Genomic DNA, 18,314 nt, shown 5'->3' with positions numbered 1-18,314 from the left:
TGCGCACTCAGCTTTATATTTTTTCCGCCCGTGACGGATGAAAGGAAAGGCGTTTTCGGGCTGTTTTCCGGAAAACAGCCCGAAAACAGGAACTGGCTACTCCTGCACTTTCAGGAAGTGGAACGTCTTGGTATCAACGGTAAGTAAGTCAGGCCCGCCGTTGGGGTTCTTGGTGAATTTCATTTTCACCACGCCAGTTTTGCGCGGGTTGATGGCCGTTTCTGAGGGGTGCGTGTGCATGACGTAATACATGTCGCCTTTCTTGTCTTTCACCACATCACCGTGGCCGGTGCCGTTGTGCCCAATGTTGGCCTTGCTGATGATGGGGTTGCCCTCAAATTTCTCCCAAGGCCCATACGGACTTTTGCTGGTGGCATAGCCCACGGCGTACGTAGGCCATTTGAAGTGGTTGGCGCTGTAGATAAAGTAATACGTGCCTTTGTACTTGAGAATGGTAGGGCCTTCGGTCACAGACCAGGCGTCTTGATGGGTGTTTTCCCAGGGTTGGGTGGCCTCAATGCAGAGCTTCAGGGTTTCCATTTTCATGGTCTTGAGGTCATCGTTCATCTCGGCTACATACATACGGTTGCCACCATCTGCCACGCGCACGTGGTAGAGGTATTTCTTGCCGTCATCGTCTACAAACAGGAACGGGTCAATCTGCCGCACCGGGGCTTCAATGGCTTTTTTCTCGGGGTTGGTAAACGGCCCCAGCGGACTGTCACTGGTGGCCAGGGCAATGCCTTCATCGGCTACATAGGCCATGTAAAACTGATTGTCGTACCTGAACACCTGCGGCGCCCAGAACTTAGAATTCCCGAAGCCGTCGCCTTTCTTGAACGCGAACCCGTCGCGGTTGCCCACCGGCCCCTGCCAGGTTTTCAGGTCTTTGGAGGTGTAGACCTTGAACCCGTTGGGGTTGCCCGTGCCGTACAGGTAATACGTGCCGTCATGGAAGAAAATGGTAGGGTCGGCCAGCGGAATGTCTTTGCCCGTTGCGGCTTCCGCCGAGGCAGAAGTAGAAGGTGCCACCGCCGATGCTGTTGCATTTTCAGAGGGTTTGCAACCAGCCACTGCGCCAGAAAACAAGGTCAAACAGAGCGAGATTTTGGCAAGGGAAAAGACGCGGGTACTGGATAATTTCATTGGGTGAAAGGCGTTAGTTTAGTCATTCCGTTTTCGGCCTGTTTTCAGAAAAACAGCCCGAAAACGGAAAAAAGAAGATTAGTCGTGCCGGGCGAATTCTTTATCAAAGTCAGCACCGGTGTCACCTTGCTGTTGCATCCACTGCCGGAGGGCGGCGGTCATGGTGTTCACCTTTTCAGCGTGCGCCGGGTCTTTGGCCAGGTTTTTCAGTTCTGCCGGGTCTTGCTGGGTGTCATAGAATTCTACCGCCGGGCGGTGCACAATGCGGTCAGTGAGCACCTTGGCGGCGGGGTTTTGCTTGGCGACTTCTTGCCACGTGCGCCAGGTGGGGTTGGCGGCACCGGGGTTCATCATGTATTTGATGTGGTAGTTGGCCTCGGGCGTGAGGTTGAGAATGAGTTTGTAACGCCCGTCAGTAATGGCCCTGATGGGGTAAGCCGGCCCTTCCGGAATGTTGTTATGAATCCCGTAGGCATATTGGCGGTGCTTCTGGGCTTTTCCTCCCAAAACGGGCAAGAAACTGCTTCCGTCCAGGCCAGGCACTTCTTTTCCGCCGGCCAAGGCGACCAGCGTAGGCGTAATGTCTTCATACTGCGTCACCGCGTTGGTTTTGGTGTTGGGTTTCACGTGGCCGGGGTGCCGCACAATCATGGCACTTTTCACGCCGTGGTCCCAGAGATTCCATTTACCGCCGGGGAACTGCGGCCCCTGTTCGCCCAGAAAGATAACCATGGTGTTTTTATCCTGCCCGGTTTCCTTCAGCATTTTCATCACGTCGCCCACTTCCTTGTCCAGTTGCCGTACCTCGGCTAGGTAGCGGGCGAAATGTTGGCGGGTTTGTTTGGTATCCACCCAATGCGCCGGAAGCACCAGTTTCTCGGGGTCAAACTCGTTGGGGTCACCCACGGTCCAGGGCGCGTGCGGATTGGTGCTCATCACGAACAGACAGAACGGCTTCTTGCTCCCGGTCACGAAGTTCCGGATGCCGTCCACGGTATAATCGGCGGTTTTGGCCACGCAGTTTTTCTCAAAGCCGTCAATGATTTCAAACGGAAACACGGTGGCCGGTTTGGTGCTGTGGTCTTTGCCCGTGAGACCCACACGGTAGTCGGCATTGCCTAAATAATGCCCCACGCTTTTCAGGTTTTCATGCACGCCTTTGTGGTTCTGGTACGAGCCGTGTTTGGCCGGGTACAGCCCCGTGAACAGACTCGCCCTGATGGGCACGCACATGGCTTCAGAGGCGTACATGTTGTTGAACTGCATGCCTTCTTTGGCCAACGCGTCTATGTGGTGCGTGGTCAGGTTTTTACCGCCGTAACAGCTCAACTCACTGCTGGCCAAATCATCTGCCATGATGATGACAATATTCGGCTGCGCCGATGGTTTGACGGTGTTGGCTTGTTCGGTTTTGGTAGTCTGGCAACCGGCATTCACCAGTACCAGCAAGGCTAGCAAAACTGCGGCTGGTTTCCTTCTCACTCTCTCACGTATCATGCTCATTTTCTTGTCTGTCCTGTTTTCTGTTTTCGGCCTGTTTTGGCCAAAACAGGCCGAAAACAGGTGTTGGTGTATGGGTAATTCCGCCTTTCAGTTGTTGTCTCTTTTCGCGACAATTGTAACGTCTCTTCTCATTTGCTCTTCCAGATTTCTCTTCCCGAACAGCGGAACCTACTACTCTTTGCGTAATAATGTCTCCAAACAAAGCTTTTCTAGTTCGCCCACAAGTTCCTTTCAGGATGACAGTAAGAGAAGCCGTATCTGGTTTAAAATGTGGCTAGTTCTGCAACTACCTTCTAAATTCAGTCTTCTTCAACCATTTCTTATTTCACTCATTCATCATCAAATCCCCTCATTCAATCACACCATCACTCCTTCACGCATTAATCCAAGAATACATAAGGCGCTACTGGCTTCTGTCCTTTGGGCTGGGGCGTGTCTTTGATGACTTCCGGACCGGTTTCAAAATCGCCTTGACCTTTGCGCCAAGCTGCCATTTGGGTTCTGAAACCCGCCAGCATTTGGGCAAATTTAGGGTCTGCGGCCAGGTTCTTCATCTCCGTAGGGTCAGCTTGCAGGTCATAGAGTTCCTCTTTGGGGTGACGGTGGTAGCGCTGCAACACGGCGGCGGCATGGGCATCGGTCTTGGCTTTGGTTACCCAGGAATCCCAGTACTCACGGCCGCCGTCATGGTCTTTGGCTTTGTCCATGTGGGTGTGGTATTCTTCTTCGGGGGCAATGTTTAAGATGTACTTGTAGCGGCTGTTTGTCAACATGCGGCTGGGAGAGCGGTTCATGAGCCGGTCGCCGGTATGCGAGGCGAACACCGCGTCATGGTGTGTGTTTTTCTTGCCTTGTAAAAGCGACAAGAAACTCTTCCCGTCAACGTTGGCAGGTGCCTGGCCGCCGGCTATTTCCACGAACGTGGGCAGCAAATCTACCTGTGACACCAGCGCCTCGGTCTTGCCCGGTTTCACCTGACCTGGCCATTTGATGAGCATAGGCGTCCTAATGCCGTAGTCATACAAGCTCCACTTGGCGAACGGCCATTGCGGCCCCTGGTCGGCGGTGAAAACAAATAGGGTATTGTCAGACAAATTGTGCTGGTTCAGGCTGGAGAGCAATTTGCCCACGTTGCCGTCCATTTTGGTGATGTCTTCATAGTAGCGGGCGCGCGATTTACGGGTGTCTTCGGTGTCAATATGGAACGAAGGGATATCTACCTGCTGTGGATTATAACTGGATTTCTCCGGCCAAATCACGTGCGGACTGTGGTCGGCCACAATGAGTACGAACGGCTTGTCATTTTCCTTCTGCTGCGAGAGCCATTGGTCAACGGGGCCCAGGTTCAAATCCCAGTTCAGGCCGGGGTTCTTCTCGTGCCCCGGTTCGGCCACGTTGGTTTTGGAGATGCGCTCAAACGGGAACACCTCCTCCGGCCCAAAATGCAGTTTTCCCGCCAGCACCACGCGGTAGCCCAGCGGCTGCAAATAATGAATTAACGACTTGGTATTTTCCTTCACGCCGCTGTGGTTCCCGTGCGCCCCGTGCCGGAACGGATACAACCCCGTGAGCAAAGAACTTCGCGACGGCCCGCACGTGGGCGAACCGGCGTACGTGCGGGTGAACAGCAGAGATTCTTTGGCCAGCCCGTCCAGGTGAGGCGTCCGTACCACTTTGTTTCCGTAAGGGCCAATGTCAGTCACGCCCAGGTCATCGCCAATGAAAATGACAATGTTGGGTTGTTTGGCGGGAGCTTTGGCTTGTTGGCTGGTCTGTCCTTTCTGGCTGCAGGCGGCAAAGAGACCCGCAGTAAAAAGGCAGAACAGGAGTACTATTTTATGCTTCATAAAGATGCGAAGTTGCTGTTGTTATTCAAGCATGTTATGTTGTTGAGATTTCCGTTTTCGGCCTGTTTTGGCCAAAACAGGCCGAAAACGGAAGCATTTCTATGTTAACAAGGGAAATAAAAATTAAACTCTGTTAGATATCCACTTTCATCAAACTCTAAAATGAAACTTGCATCACTAATTATTTTTGAAGGCTGTAAACGTATCCAGAAGCCACCAGTGTCTTCATTTCTTTTCAATGTTTCATAATTAAAAAGCTTTTTAACTTTCTCAAGAGTTGTAGTGCGGTCAAACCTAGTTTTCCCATCTGTGAGGAATAACTTTTTGTTCTTCCTAAAATCTGCTCCCCAAAAAGCTATACTATCTTGTAGCTGTTCTAATCTCAATCCTTTAATATATACTAACTTGTAAGGCGGAGGGTCCATGCCAACACAGAAATGGCAGTTGCCACAGACATGTGCATAATCTGGTGTCACCACACTATCAGGTTTCCCTAAGTGTTTCTCTACAACTCGCCGGTTGGTACTCAAAGGAACTCTGTTGTTTATCAAAATGCTGTCCCACTCCAGGTAATCATATTTTCTAGCCGCCACTTCGTGTTCAACAGCTTTGGCAGGTTCGGCGGAGACAGCGGCATTAGGCTTTACTTTCTGCTCCGGTTGAATATTTTCTGCCGCTGCTTTATCTGCTTTCGGCTCTGCCGATTGGCAACTTGTGCAGAAAATACTGAAAATCAGAACGAATAAAAGCTGCGGCATTGTTCTCATGTTGGTTTTCCGTTTTGAGGCTGATTTCCTAAAAATAGGCTAAAAACGGCTCTCTTCCCTTAGCGCTTCCAGAAAAATCAAGCTACTGAAACGTGTACAACCCGAAGTCAAAGGGCGATGGGCTGCCCGTGTTTTTCAGCTCTACCACCAGGTGGTTCTCGCCGTTTTTCAGATAGTGCCCGTACTCGCTCAGGTTAATCTCGTCATAGTGGCGCTTGGTGTTCACAAATTTATTGACCACTAGCTTCCCGTTCAGGTATACTTTCATATCGCCGTGCGCCAGCAGGCGCAGTTGCAGATTTTGCGGCGTCTGTTGCACAGTGAAAGTTTTGGCCGCCCAGCGGTTATCGCCTTTTTTCAACTGCACGGGGCCGGTGGCCGAGCCGAATTCATTTTTGTTTAAGTCGGTTTTGCCCAGGCTGGCGGGCAGGTTGGAGGCCAACAGCAACGTCTGCGGTGTTATCTCAGAATCTGCGGCCAGAGCCGATGATTTGCCCGGCGCGTTGTACAGGGGCTGGTGCAACATGCGCAGCAACTCAGGGTCCAACTTTATTTTTTTGCGGTCATAGGTGATGAGGCCGTTCACTTCGCCTTCCACATCAGTGGTTTGGGTGTAGACGGCGGCGGCCAGCCCGCGGTGCACCATGGGGTACATGTTGTACATGAGTTTGGTGTACTCCTTCACCAGCTCGTCATAGGTTTTGTAGGTGCGGTAGCCCCAGTTACGCATGTTGGGGTTCCAGATATGGCCTTCCAGCGGCAATCCCAATCCCCCGAACTCGCCCAGCACAATCACGCGGCCAGGGTTCTGCTCGGCGGGCTCCATGCCGGGGCCGGGGTAATGGTGCGCATCGTTCATGTGGCCTACGCCGCGGTCGGTCCAGCCGCTCACGCCGTTGGTAATGCGGGTAGGGTCATACTGCATGGTCCATTCTACCACGCGTTTGGTGTCATACTGGCCCCAGCCCTCATTGAACGGCACCCACACCACTATGCTCGGAAAGAACTTGAGGTGGTCCATGATGCTTTTCCACTCTCTTTCATACTGCTGCGCAGAAGCCGCCGGGCGCGCCCAATCTTCCTTGGCCTCGGCCTTCACGTGCTGCACCTCTTTCTCTGCCGTCTTGAACCCCGAAGGCATGTCTTGCCACACCAAAAGCCCAATAGAATCTGCATAGTAGTAATACCGCGACGGCTCTACCTTGATGTGCTTGCGCAGCATGTTAAAACCCATGTCTTTGAGCACGTCCATGTCATAGCGCATGGCCGCATCTGACGGCGGCGTGAGCAGACCGTCTGGCCACCAGCCCTGGTCTAAGGTGCCGTACTGGAACAGCGGCTGGTTGTTCAGGTACAACCGCTCATAGCCCAGGGCGTCTTTGCCTTTAGAAATCTTGCGCATGGCGAAGTAGGAGTTCACTTTGTCCAGCGTTTTGCCGCCGCTGGTCAACTGCACGTCCAGTTGATACAGGGCCGGGTTGTAGGGCGTCCATAAATCAGCGTTGGGCACCGCAATCTCCAGTGGGCTGTTGGCGATGGCGGTTTTCTCCCCTACCACTTTCCCGTCTTTCATAACTTTCACCACCAGCTTCTCTTTGCCGGTAGCACCGTTGATTTGGTTTTTGAGGATTACTTTGCCCTGGTCAATATTGGCTTCGGGCACCAGCGACGAAATGTGGGCTTTGGCAACGGGTTCCAGCCAGACGGTTTGCCAGATGCCGGTCACGGGCGTGTACCAGATGCCTTTGGGTTCCAGCACCTGCTTGCCGCGCGCCTGGTCATCAGCATCGGTCGGGTCCCAGACTGAGACTACCAACTCTTGCGTGCCAGATTTTAAATGCGGGGTGATGTCAAAGGTGAATGGGTCTGACCCGCCGCGGTGCTCGCCTACTTTCTTGCCGTTGAGCCACACGGTGGTTTCCCAGTCTACGGCGTCAAAATGCAGGAGTACGTTTTTGCCTTTCCAGTTGGCGGGCACCTGAAACGTGCGGTTGTACCACAGCTTCTGGTCGGGCAGGACCAATTTGCCTACGCCCGACAGGCTGGACTCGGCACAGAAAGGCACCAGAATCTTTCCGTCATATTTCTTCGGCTGCGCCGATGTTTTGGGCAGAATGGCGTAGTCCCATTGCCCGTTCAGGTTGAGCCACTGGCTGCGCACCAACTGCGGGCGCGGGTATTGCTGCCAGGCATTCTGGGGCGTCACTTTTTCGCCCCAGGCTGTTTTCATGCCCCCGGGATTCAGCTTCTGCCCCTGGGCATGGCTAAAGAAACCGCACAAGAACACGAACAGCAATAACAGGCTTTTCTTCATATCAGGTCACGCTAAGGTTTGGTCAACAGAAAGGTTACCGATACAATATTACCCCCACTCCCCTGAACCGCTTGTCACTATTGTCGCAAATGCTAGGAATAATGTAGGCCGGGGGTAAAAAGCCTGGAGCCTGCCTATTGAGTAGGTTTAAAAACGGGGAGTGCGACCGGCAGAAGCGTTGCCTGTCCTTGGGCGCCGTGCTACAAAAACACCACCCTTATATTCATACTACCAGCGCCGCGCTTTCCGGAGAGGGCTGATAATAAAAGAGGCCACCTGTAGCAGGTGGCCTCTTTTATGGGTGGGCAATTATAAATTACCAGTTAAAATCTTCGCGCGACGGCGGCTGGGTTCCTTGCCCGCGCACGTGCCCGCTCATGGGGTCATATCTGCGCTCACGGCCTTCCTCTGACCTGAAATCACGGTCATAGCCCCAGCTCAGGGAGCCTGCCTGGTTTCCGTAGTTCTCGCTGCGCATGCCTTCACCCTGCTGGTTGTAGTGGTCACGCGGGTTTGAATTATAGTCTAACTGGTCTCTGTATTCAGCACGGGTGCGCTTGTCATAGCCACTGCCCATGTACGCACCACCACCCGCTATCTGGCCGTATTGGCCGCGGTTGTAGTGTGACTGCGCGGTGTCATAGATCTCATATTGGCTGTCATCGCCGCGGCGGGAGATATCATTGGTGCCCAGGCTGTGCACGGCTCCGTTAGCGCCTGCGCGGTCTGCCGGTTTCCACCCGCGGGTGTTGTCTGCCCCTTGGGAGCCGTAGCGGCCAGAGCCCTGGTATTGCTCACGTTCGCCTTCGGCGAAGCTGTTGTGGTCACGGTAGGCACCGTACACCTGCCGGTTCACAGGCTGGCCTTCCTGGCGGCCATGGCCGCTGGCCCATTTGTTCTGCCCGGAGTCATTGCTGTGGGAGCCGTTCTGAGAGGAGCCCCAGCCCTGGGCTCCGCCAAAGCTGCCCATGTTGCCGTAGTTTCTGGCGGCGTTGCGCAAGCCGTTGTTGCTTTCGCTCGGGAAAACATTGGGGTCATCAAAGCGCTCACCTTCGCGGTTGGGGCGGCGGCCATAGTCATGGCCCCGGTTGTCTGAGCCGGAGCGGCGGTCCTGGTCTGACCCGTAGTAGTCACGGCTCCGGTAGTCGTTCCGGATGTCGTTGTCATTGAAATTATTCCGCTGGTTGAGGCGGTCATATTCATGGCCACGGTCACTGTCTAAGCGGTAGGCCCCGCGGTATTGGTCTTCATCTGCGCGCTGGCGGTTATCACGGTCACGGCCGAAGCCTTGGTTATTATAGTCTCTGTTCATGAGGTTAAGCATTAAGTGAAACTCAAACTCCTTTTGTAAACGGCGCGCAGGCCGTTTCGGTTTTTACGCTGTTTTCAGAAAAACAGCCCAAAAACAGCAAACCCGCACACAGCAGACTATTTATTTATTTGGTTCTGAGGTTGTTGGCATTACTCCCGTCCAGCTTCCAGGCGTCTTCTTCGTTGTCAGCGGCAATGTTGCCTTCTGCGTGGGAGCCCTCTGGCACGGCATCAAGGTAATCTGCCTCTATGGCCTGGGTGCCACTGCCGCCGCGGTCTGGCTTGGCAATTTCCTCTGCCTCTGACTGGTTCCCTTGGTTGGGGGTGGGGTTCTCCTCTGGCAGCCGCTGGCTATCCTTGGCGTTGGTGATGTTGTCTTTCTCAATAGGCATGGTCTTCTGCTTTTACAACAGCGGCAACCACTGCCGCCGTACTTCTTTGTACGCAGCCCGCCTGAATTGTTTATTACCATAGTATGACGAATCCCGTTTTGGGGCTGTTTTTCTGAAAACAGCCCCAAAACGGGATTCACCTTGAACAGTAGCGTGTTTTTAGTTTTCGCTGAAGGGCTCCAGCTTGATTTTCTCTATCATGAGGTATTTTTTAAACTCATGCAGCATGCGGGCCATTTCCTTGTCCTGCTCCTCCATCTGCGCTTTTTCAGTGTCAGCAGACAAAATTGCCGCCCGCAGCTGCTCCAGGCTCACCGCCATGTGGTCACGGGCTTCCTGCGCCCGGTCTTTCAGGGCACCGTCCATTTCGGCGCTGGCAATGTTGGCGTCCAGCTCCTGCAGGCAGACCTCCAGAAAAGGAATCATGTCCCAGGGGTTGTTGGGCCGGTTCCAGGTGAACTCTATGTTGTCACGGCGGCACTTGTAGCGGTTCATCTTCCAGCCCAGCTCATTGCTGACCACGCTTACTTTCTTCAGCATATCGGCTTTGCCGCAGGTAGGGCACTGGGCGTTGTCTTCAATAATGCCTTTGAGGGTCTGGTGTTTCTCCAGCACCTGCTGCCGGAAGTCTGCGTGGCGGTAAATCTTCTCAGTGAGGCGTTCACAGGCGGCGTTTAAATCTTCATGCTCCTGGGTGAGGGAGCCTTCCTCAGCGAGACGTTCTCCCCGTTTCTTGAAAAAGTTGATGAGTTTGATGACTTCCCGCTCGTTTTCAGTTAGATTCTGCCTCATGTACGCTTGCGCTGGTTAGTGGAACAGCCCAAATATACTGAAAAACTGCTCTACTGCCTAAGCAATAGCCGGGCGGGCATGCATCGGCCAGGCCGTTTGGGCAAAACCGGAAGCCTCAGCACAGAACCATGCAGCATGTCTGTTTTAGGGCTGTTTTCTGAAAAACAGCCCTAAAACAGACATGCGGTTGCAGAGTTACGGGGCGGCAGAAGGGGACGTGCCGGACCGCCGCCGGTACTGGAGCCATTCCAGGAGACTGATGCCCACCAGCACCCAAAGGCTCCCCAGCAGAAACCCCGCCAGCACATCTGAGAGGTAATGTGCGCCCAGGTACATGCGGCTAAAGCCAACGAGCACCACCGCTATTGCAGCCCCTGTGTACAGCCAATAGCGCCGCTGCCGCACGTGCCTCGCCAACAGGTAGGCCCCCATCCCAAACAAGGCGGTGGCCGTAGTGGAGTGCCCGCTGGGGAAGGAGAAATGCTGGTAGGTCACATACGCTACGTTTTCGGGCCTGGGCCGCTGGAGCCACTCTTTGCCGTAGCGCACTGACAGCCCCACCGCCCCCAGCACCAGCCAGAACACCAGTATGCTTCGCCACCGTTTCTGCCGCGCCAGGAAAAACGACAACAGCAGCCCCAGCCCAATGGCCCCCAACTGCCCCCCCAGCTGGGTGGCCCCCAGAAAAAAAGTGGCCCCCAGGGAGGTTCTGCCGTTGTACAGGGCTGAGGTGAGCTGCCGGTCTACCTGCACCATCTCCTCTGCCTCCATCACCTGCTCTGTCAGTTCAGAGAGCAGGCTGAGCTGCACCGCCCCCACCAGTAGTACCAGTGTCAAAGGCAGCCCGTAAAGTTTCTTTGGGTTGAACCGCTGCAGCAGGAAGTGGAACAAGGCAGGAAACCTGCGCTGCAACCAGCGCACCGCCCTCAGCTGGCGGGCCTTGTGTAACATTTGGGAGATTACCCGGTGCAAAGGGAGATGAGGTACACGCATGCCCTTCCTTACGGGAAAAGGCGCGTTGGGATCAAGGCCGGAAACCTTGCGAAAAAAAAGACCTCTCAGTTTTCACTGAGAGGTCTGTGATGGGTAGGAGCAGGCGAAACAAATGTCATCAGCGTCTGTAGCATATCCCCCAATAAGCACCAGATCTTTTGACGCCCCTGCCAAGGCAAGAGTGCCTCGCTGCTCCTTAATTTCTTAACCAGCAACTGTTTTGCTGTTTTGATGTCTCAAAGGTACTAGGTTAATTCTCTTTGCAAAAAGTATTTCGGCGAGCGGGAGTAGTCACTAGCCGAACCCCCCATTTAGCAAGATGAATGCTTCAAACCTGTAGTTAAAGTAAACCAATCTCGGAGACATTTCAAAATTATGTTTAGAAGCTTAGGCAGCTATACATAATTGTACAATATTACCACTTTTCTTAACAAAAGGAATACAACCAATATATGTTATAAACAATATTAAAATGTTTATATTGTTTAAGTGAGATAAATACGGGAATTTTATCCGAAGGTTTGAACTAATATTGAAAGATAACATGTTACCGCCATTAAAACAGCCATAGTAACATCACTTTTCTAACGAAGACGATATTTAACATAAACCAACAACCTCGCACAAGTGTTACATTTGTGCAATTCAACTTTAAACCTATGAAACCATTATACTCATTATTTATAACATCTTCCCCTCAAACTTCCCCCCAGCCCTGCCAGGTGATGGCGCAATACGCCCTGCGGCAGATATCTTTTAATAGTACAGAAGACATGCTTTCTGGGCAGCACCGCTCCCACCAGGTATAAAGTAGAACCCAGCAGTTGTTCTGCCTTTTCACTTAGTGCTTTCTGACTTTTAGTACGTGTCATACCATTACCTTCTCGGCACCATGTCGCCCTATAAAAAAATACTGTGCTTCTTAAGCCTCCTTCTCTTCTGGAGCTTAACCTCTTACGCCCAAAGCTGCCCAGACCAGCCAGACCCCAGCATAGCAGATGCCAATGCTGAGAACTTTATTCAGTGTAGCTCTATTGTGGGCTCCTATGATTACAAGCTGGAGATCTACAATACGTCTACCACCATTGCCACCAACAAAGAGTATACCATTGAGTGGGGTGACGGGCAGAAAAACACGTATCCGGCCTCTTTTGACGTTGCCAACCACACGTATAAAACCCGGGGCAAGTTTGACCTGAAGGTCACTGTCACCAGCCAAAGCGGCTGCACTGAAAGTAAAACCTACACTGTGTTTAACGGCAGCAACCCTGGTTTTGGTTTGCAAAGCCCAGGTAACACCTCAGACTGCGCCCCTGCCACCTTCACCTTCGGGATCACGGGGATCACCAGCAACTCCCCCTCTACCACCTATAAAATCTGGTTTGATGATGGCAGTGAGCCTATGTACTTCACCCAGGCCACCATACCGGCCAGCATCACCCATACCTTCACCAAATCATCAAGGGAAACAGCCAACGGCTTTACCATCTACGGCGAGGCAATTGACTGTGTAAACCGCAAAACCACATCTTCAGTAAGCGGTATCATTGTTTCCTCCAAACCCATTGCCGGCTTTTCCTTTAAACCAGGCAGCCCTGTCTGTGTTAACCAGAAGGTAGATTTCCAGGACGAGTCTACGGGAGGTTTCAACGGGAACAACCCCAGCAACAGCGGCGCCTACAGACGCAACTGGTCTATTGAACCTGCCACTGGCTGGACCTACACCAACGCCACCAGCTCAACCTCAGAGAAACCGTCTATTATTTTCACCCAACCGGGTGTCTATGTGATCAAATTAAAAGTTGACCCCGTGGGCAGCAGCTCTACCTGCCAAGGCGATGAGACCTCTAAAACCATCACCGTTCAGGAGCCGGGCGTAGCGGCTTTCAAGCTGTTACCGGAGCAACTGAACGGCTGTACCCCTAACAAAGTGGCGGTCAGCAACCTTTCCTCAGGCACAGGTGTGCAATATACCTGGTCAGTACTGCCCGCCGAAGGAGTGACGTACGCCAGCGGTACAGACAAAGACGCCAGCCCCGTCTTTTTATTCACCAAGCCCGGCAAATACAGCGTTAAGCTCTCGGCTAAAAACGCCTGCGGCACCACTACCGCCACAGAGGAAATCATCATCAGAGACAAGCCTACGGTTACATTGCCTGCCACTGCCACTTATTGCGGCCCGCAGACCATTGCCTTCACCGCCGCCAACTCTGCGCATGCCCCGGTGTATGACACCAAAGGCGGCACCATTTCCCGCTACCAGTGGACCCTGCAGGGAGCCGGCGCCTCTTTCGCTGATGCGAACATGGCCACCGAGGCCAATCCTACCATCAACTTTACAGATCCGGGCCAGTTTCAGGTGAAAGTAGAGATTTGGAACGAATGTGGGGTTTCTACGGCAGCGGTTCAGACCGTGACAATTCTGGAGCAACCCGTGTTACCAAAGGTTGCCCCAGCCCTTATCTGTTACGGCACAACTGCCACTCTTACAGCAGAGGGCAACGCCGCCCGGTACAACTGGTATGCATCTCAAGAAGCCACCACTGTCCTTGGCTCAAATGCCTCCTTCACCACCCCTGCCCTTACTGCAACTACCACATATTATGTAGAGGCGGTGTCTGCCAATAATTGTACGGCACCACAACGGGTGCCGGTGACCGTAACCGTTCAGCCTTTGCCAGCCGCGCCTACCACGGCAGTAGCTGAAATTATATCCTGCGCTGGTAGTTCTGCCACGTTAGCCGCCTCCGCCACCGGCGGCACGGTAACCTGGTTTGCGGCCGCCACTGGCGGAGAAGCCCTGGGAACGGGTGAGAAATTCACTACCCCTATTCTCACTGCTGGCACGGTCACGTATTATGCCGCTACTGTCACCCCAGAAAGCTGCGCCTCCAGCAACCGTACCCCTATTAAAGTTACAGTTTACCCTGCTATTACAGGCAATACCATTGGCCAGGCGCACACCATCTGCCTTGGGGGCACGGCCACTACCTTAACCGGAGGTACGCTGTCTGGAGGTGACAATTCCTTTAAGTATTTATGGGAGAGCAGCACAGATGGGGTTACGTTTACCTCTGCCGCTAATACCAGAACTTCTGCCAACTACAGCCCTGGTAAAATTACCCAGAGTACCTGGTTCAGACGTACCGTTACTTCTGCCTCAGGCAACTGCACTAGTGTGTCTGCCCCGGTCAAAGTAACCGTAGTACCGGCCGTAACCGGCAATACCCTTCTTACAGCAGCCCAAACAATCTGCTCTGGCACCAAACCGGCTTTGATTGAGGGATCACTGCCTGGCGGCGGAAACGGAGGAACTCCTCAGTATCTGTGGGAAAGCAGCACGACCAGCGCCACCGCCTCTTTTACCGCGGCAACAGGTACTAACAACCAGCAGTCTTTCCAACCGGGCAACTTGACCCAGACTACCTGGTTCCGCCGGAGAGTAACCATAGATGGTTGTGCTCAATACACAGCTGCGGTTCAGGTTTCTGTGAACCCATTGTCTCAACCGCCTACGGCAGCCGGCGTTACCATCTGCAGCGGCGCCACCGCCACCTTAACGGCTACTGCCCCCGGCGGACCGTATGAATGGTATGCCTCCTCAATTGGCGGAGAGCCCTTATTTACCGGTGATTCCTTTGAAACGCCTGCCCTCACCGCTACCACTACGTACTATGTACAAAGCACCGCCACCGGTGGTTGTACCGTGTCGCGCACCGCGGTAAAAGTGACGGTTCAACCTCCTATCGCCAACAATACCATCGCACAGGTGGCCGCCATCTGCCAGGACGCCACACCTGCCACCATTACCGGCACTAAACCAACCGGCGGCAACGGCACCCCTGTTTACGTGTGGGAAGTAAGTACTGATGAGCAAACGTTTACCACCGCTCCGGGAACATTCACTGGGCAGAATTATTCCTCTGGCGCCCTCAGAACCACTACCTGGTTCAGACGCAAGGTGACCATGGGAGCATGTGTTGAATATTCTAACGTGGTACAAGTAGTCGTTACCCCTGCTATTGTTCCCGTAACCATGCCGGCAGACATCACAGTGTGCGCAGGCTCGCCGGTTCCGGCAATTCAAGTGCCGGCCGCCACTGGCGGAGATGGAACCTACACCTACAGATGGGAGAAAAGCACCACCAGCGCTACTGCCGGTTTCACTACCATTACGAACAATGGCACTGACGATACCTATGCACCAGGTGTCATCTCCAACACTTCAGCTACTGTCTGGTATAGAAGAGTTACCCTCTCTGGCCAGTGTACCTTAACCAGCGGAGCCATCAAGGTGACAGTACTGCCTTTACCAGTTGCCCCAACGGCTACCAATGTGACCATTTGCCAAGGCAGCAGCACCGTGCTAACCGCCACCCCTGCCTCCAGTGATTACCGGGTACAGTGGTATGACGCCCCAACAGGCGGCAACCTGATCCATGAAGGCCATGCCCTGACAACACCAAAGCTGGAAGAGACCACCACTTACTATGCTCAAACCGTTTCCCTAAGCGGCTGCCCTTCTTCCGTCAGAAAAGCGGTCACTGTTACGGTAAACCCAGTAATAGAAAACAATACTATTGCCTCTGGCCATACTATTTGCGCCGGCACCACCTCTCCGCAGCTGGTAGGCAGCACCCCTACCGGTGGCAACAATGGCTATCAATACGCTTGGGAGATGAGCACCACCAGCGCCACTTCAGGTTTTGGTCCAATCACCGGCATTATCAGCAACCAGATCAACTTTAACCCTGGCGTGCTACAGCAGACAACCTGGTACCGCAGAAAAGTCACCTCATACCCCTGCTCTGATTATTCTGAAGCGGTAAAAGTAGAGGTACAACCTGCTATTGCCCAAAATACCATCAGTGATGACCAAAGCATCTGCGCCCAGACAGCCCCAGCCTTGTTGAAAGGCCAATTGCCCACCGGAGGAGACGGCAATTACACCTATGTCTGGGAAAGCAGCACCAACAGTGCCACCTCTGGGTTTACCACAGCAGCGGGAGAAGCTACGGCCCAGGATTATGCCCCCGCAGTATTAACCCAGACCACCTGGTTCCGGAGAAGAGTAACGGCCGGGGCATGTGCCGGAGCCTACAGCAACGTGGTAAAAGTAACGGTAAACCAGCTCCCTGCAGCTCCACAGGTAGCCGCCGTCACGGTATGCCATTCTGAAAGGGCTACCTTGACCGTGAAAAGCCCACTGACAGATGTGGTATATGAGTGGTATACTGAGCCTACCGGCGGCACTGCCGTAGCCCGCGGCACCGCCTCTTTCACCACCTCAAATCTATTCCAGAGCAGCCTGTTTTATGTACAGGCGGTGAGAGGCAACTGTGCCAGCCCCCGCATTTCAATAGCGGTGGCCGTACTGGACCCAATTGGGAATAATATACTGGCAGAAGGCCAGCAAGTGTGTGCCGGAAGTGCCGCAGCCACCATCCTGGGCAGCGTGCCCACCGGGAGCAATGGCAAGTTCACCTACCAGTGGGAGAGCAGTGCAGACGGCATGACTTTTACCAATGCCAGCGGCTCCAGCACATCTCCCAATTACACCCCCGGCACGTTATTCCAGAGCATGTGGTACCGCCGAATTGTTAAGTCAGAAAACTGTGTTCCGCACGTAAGCGAGCCGGTTAAAATCACGGTAAGCCCTGCCATCAACAACAACTTTATCACGGCAGACCAGGTGATCTACGGCAACAGCAAGCCCAATACCCTTTCTGGCACCACTCCCTCCGGCGGAAACGGCACCTACTCATTTGAGTGGCAGAGCAGCACCACCGGCTCCTCTACCGGCTTTACGGCCATAGAGGAAAATGGAAACAGCAGAACGTACTCCCCTGGCCCTCTCACCCAGACTACCTGGTTCAGAAGGGTTGTGATCTCTGGCGGCTGCCGCCACATCAGCGGGGTAGTCACCATCACCATCAGAACTGCCGTTAGCCAGAACACCATCACCGCAGATCAGAATATCTGTGCTGGTTCAACGCCGGCTACCTTAACCGGCTCTGACCCGGTAGGTGGTGACGGAGACTTCAGCTACGCCTGGGAAATGAGCACCACCAGCCCTACGTCTGGTTTTGTTACCGCCCCCGGCATTGCAGATGACAAGAATTACGCCCCGGCTGCTTTGCAACAGACTGCGTGGTTCCGCCGCAAGGTAAGCTCAGGTGCCTCTACCAGTACTTCTAATACGGTGAAAGTGACCGTGTTTGCGGCGGTGACCAACAATACCATCAGTACTGACCAAACCATTTGCGTGGGTTCTTCACCGGCCAGGCTGACGGGTTCTACCCCTTCGGGAGGAAACGGCACGTTTACCTATGTCTGGGAAAGCAGCACCACAAGTGAATCCACTGGCTTCACCACCGCGGCTGGAACCTCCTCAGAACAGCATTACAGCCCCGGCACGCTGCAACGCACCACCTGGTTTAGAAGAAGGGTCCTTTCCGGCAGCTGCAATAACATCATCAGCGCCGCGGTAATGATCACTGCGAACCCCAGACCAGCACCTCCTGTTGCCCAGGGCACCACCATTTGCGCAGGCACCACCACCACGCTGTCAGCCAGCATCAGCACCTCTGGCACAGTGGTAGAGTGGTATGATGCCGAGCAGGGCGGAAAAAAACTTTTTGATGGCGTCACCTATACCACTTTGCCGCTGCAAAATACGACCACCTTCTATGTTCAGTCGGTTTCCTCAGGTTGTGCCAGTGACCGGGTGCCGGTAACAGTGACCGTTCCTGCCCCTACAGCTTACGCCGGCGAAGACGTGAGCGTGGAGAGCGGCAACAACATTGAGTTAACTGCGTCTGGCGGGGTGTCTTACAAATGGTTCCCAAGCACCGGCCTCACCAAAGACAACATCGCCAACCCAGTATTCAAAGGACTGGAAAGCCAGGTGTATACCGTTACCGTCACCACCGCAGAAGGCTGTGTGTCTACAGACGAGGTAAAAGTGACTGTCATCCACCCTGTGAACCTGACCAACGGGTTTACCCCCAACGGAGACTCCATGAATGAGACGTGGGAACTCCCAGACCTTAAAGCGTACCCTAATTGCCGTGTGGAGATTTTCAACCGCTGGGGCAACAAAGTATTTGAATCAAAAGGATACACCACCCCATGGGACGGCCGGTACAACGGCCAGCCCCTACCTGCGGCCACTTATTACTATATCATCAGGCTAGATGACAAAAAGCCACCACTTTCAGGGAACGTTACCATTATCAAGTAAGCATAG

At 53.6% G+C, this 18,314-nt stretch carries 11 protein-coding genes; 2 read left to right on the top strand and 9 right to left on the bottom strand.

Features of this window, described 5'->3' with window-relative positions; genetic code table 11:
* Positions 1 to 96: 96 nt before the first annotated feature.
* The 9 genes from FHS90_RS15910 to FHS90_RS15870 all read right to left on the bottom strand — a co-directional run bounded on the left by FHS90_RS15910 (position 97) and on the right by FHS90_RS15870 (position 11,023).
* Complete coding sequence (locus FHS90_RS15910) at positions 97 to 1,146, bottom strand: glycoside hydrolase family 43 protein (protein ID WP_182513771.1); 1,050 nt, start codon at positions 1,144 to 1,146, stop codon at positions 97 to 99.
* Positions 1,147 to 1,224: 78 nt separating this feature from the next.
* Positions 1,225 to 2,643 (bottom strand): sulfatase family protein, encoded by a 1,419-nt coding sequence (locus FHS90_RS15905; protein ID WP_182513770.1) that lies wholly within the window; start codon positions 2,641 to 2,643, stop codon positions 1,225 to 1,227.
* A 386-nt stretch (positions 2,644 to 3,029) separates the two neighbouring features.
* A complete protein-coding gene (locus tag FHS90_RS15900) occupies positions 3,030 to 4,496 on the bottom strand; it encodes a sulfatase family protein (RefSeq protein ID WP_182513769.1) in 1,467 nt (488 codons plus the stop codon).
* Positions 4,497 to 4,600: 104 nt separating this feature from the next.
* Positions 4,601 to 5,263 carry a hypothetical protein gene (locus FHS90_RS15895; protein ID WP_182513768.1) on the bottom strand — a complete coding sequence of 221 codons (663 nt, stop codon included), beginning with the start codon at positions 5,261 to 5,263 and terminating at the stop codon, positions 4,601 to 4,603.
* Positions 5,264 to 5,345: 82 nt separating this feature from the next.
* Positions 5,346 to 7,577, bottom strand: a complete 2,232-nt coding sequence (locus tag FHS90_RS15890; RefSeq protein WP_182513767.1) for a glycoside hydrolase family 2 protein — start codon at positions 7,575 to 7,577, stop codon at positions 5,346 to 5,348.
* 316 nt (positions 7,578 to 7,893) lie between these two features.
* Positions 7,894 to 8,889: a hypothetical protein gene (locus FHS90_RS15885; RefSeq protein WP_182513766.1), complete on the bottom strand. Its 996-nt coding sequence runs from the start codon at positions 8,887 to 8,889 to the stop codon at positions 7,894 to 7,896.
* Between the two features lie 124 nt (positions 8,890 to 9,013).
* A complete protein-coding gene (locus FHS90_RS15880; RefSeq protein WP_066836633.1) occupies positions 9,014 to 9,280 on the bottom strand; it encodes a hypothetical protein in 267 nt (88 codons plus the stop codon).
* A gap of 159 nt (positions 9,281 to 9,439) precedes the next feature.
* Positions 9,440 to 10,072 (bottom strand): hypothetical protein, encoded by a 633-nt coding sequence (locus tag FHS90_RS15875; protein WP_066836632.1) that lies wholly within the window; start codon positions 10,070 to 10,072, stop codon positions 9,440 to 9,442.
* A 195-nt stretch (positions 10,073 to 10,267) separates the two neighbouring features.
* A complete protein-coding gene (locus FHS90_RS15870) occupies positions 10,268 to 11,023 on the bottom strand; it encodes a phosphatase PAP2 family protein (RefSeq protein ID WP_066836630.1) in 756 nt (251 codons plus the stop codon).
* A 701-nt stretch (positions 11,024 to 11,724) separates the two neighbouring features.
* On the opposite strand from FHS90_RS15870, the gene FHS90_RS15865 reads away from it, so the two are divergent.
* The gene (locus FHS90_RS15865) at positions 11,725 to 11,874 is read left to right on the top strand and encodes a hypothetical protein (protein ID WP_182513765.1); all 150 of its coding nucleotides are present in this window, start codon (positions 11,725 to 11,727) and stop codon (positions 11,872 to 11,874) included.
* 83 nt (positions 11,875 to 11,957) lie between these two features.
* Positions 11,958 to 18,308 (top strand): T9SS type B sorting domain-containing protein, encoded by a 6,351-nt coding sequence (locus tag FHS90_RS15860; protein WP_182513764.1) that lies wholly within the window; start codon positions 11,958 to 11,960, stop codon positions 18,306 to 18,308.
* The last annotated feature ends 6 nt before the right edge of the window (positions 18,309 to 18,314 follow it).

It is taken from the genome of Rufibacter ruber, assembly GCF_014138425.1.
Taxonomy (GTDB): domain Bacteria; phylum Bacteroidota; class Bacteroidia; order Cytophagales; family Hymenobacteraceae; genus Nibribacter; species Nibribacter ruber_C.
Note: the sequence above shows the minus strand (reverse complement) of the source record. Positions and strands in the feature narration are given on the sequence as shown.

Excerpts from the sequence above, each read along its gene's own strand:
- FHS90_RS15890 (WP_182513767.1), bottom strand. The coding sequence starts at position 7,577 with ATGAAGAAAAGCCTGTTATTGCTGTTCGTGTTCTTGTGCGGTTTCTTT.
- FHS90_RS15895 (WP_182513768.1), bottom strand. The coding sequence starts at position 5,263 with ATGAGAACAATGCCGCAGCTTTTATTCGTTCTGATTTTCAGTATTTTC.
- FHS90_RS15870 (WP_066836630.1), bottom strand. The coding sequence starts at position 11,023 with ATGTTACACAAGGCCCGCCAGCTGAGGGCGGTGCGCTGGTTGCAGCGC.
- FHS90_RS15865 (WP_182513765.1), top strand. The coding sequence starts at position 11,725 with ATGAAACCATTATACTCATTATTTATAACATCTTCCCCTCAAACTTCC.
- FHS90_RS15880 (WP_066836633.1), bottom strand. The coding sequence starts at position 9,280 with ATGCCTATTGAGAAAGACAACATCACCAACGCCAAGGATAGCCAGCGG.
- FHS90_RS15875 (WP_066836632.1), bottom strand. The coding sequence starts at position 10,072 with ATGAGGCAGAATCTAACTGAAAACGAGCGGGAAGTCATCAAACTCATC.
- FHS90_RS15860 (WP_182513764.1), top strand. The coding sequence starts at position 11,958 with ATGTCGCCCTATAAAAAAATACTGTGCTTCTTAAGCCTCCTTCTCTTC.
- FHS90_RS15910 (WP_182513771.1), bottom strand. The coding sequence starts at position 1,146 with ATGAAATTATCCAGTACCCGCGTCTTTTCCCTTGCCAAAATCTCGCTC.
- FHS90_RS15905 (WP_182513770.1), bottom strand. The coding sequence starts at position 2,643 with ATGATACGTGAGAGAGTGAGAAGGAAACCAGCCGCAGTTTTGCTAGCC.
- FHS90_RS15885 (WP_182513766.1), bottom strand. The coding sequence starts at position 8,889 with ATGAACAGAGACTATAATAACCAAGGCTTCGGCCGTGACCGTGATAAC.
- FHS90_RS15900 (WP_182513769.1), bottom strand. The coding sequence starts at position 4,496 with ATGAAGCATAAAATAGTACTCCTGTTCTGCCTTTTTACTGCGGGTCTC.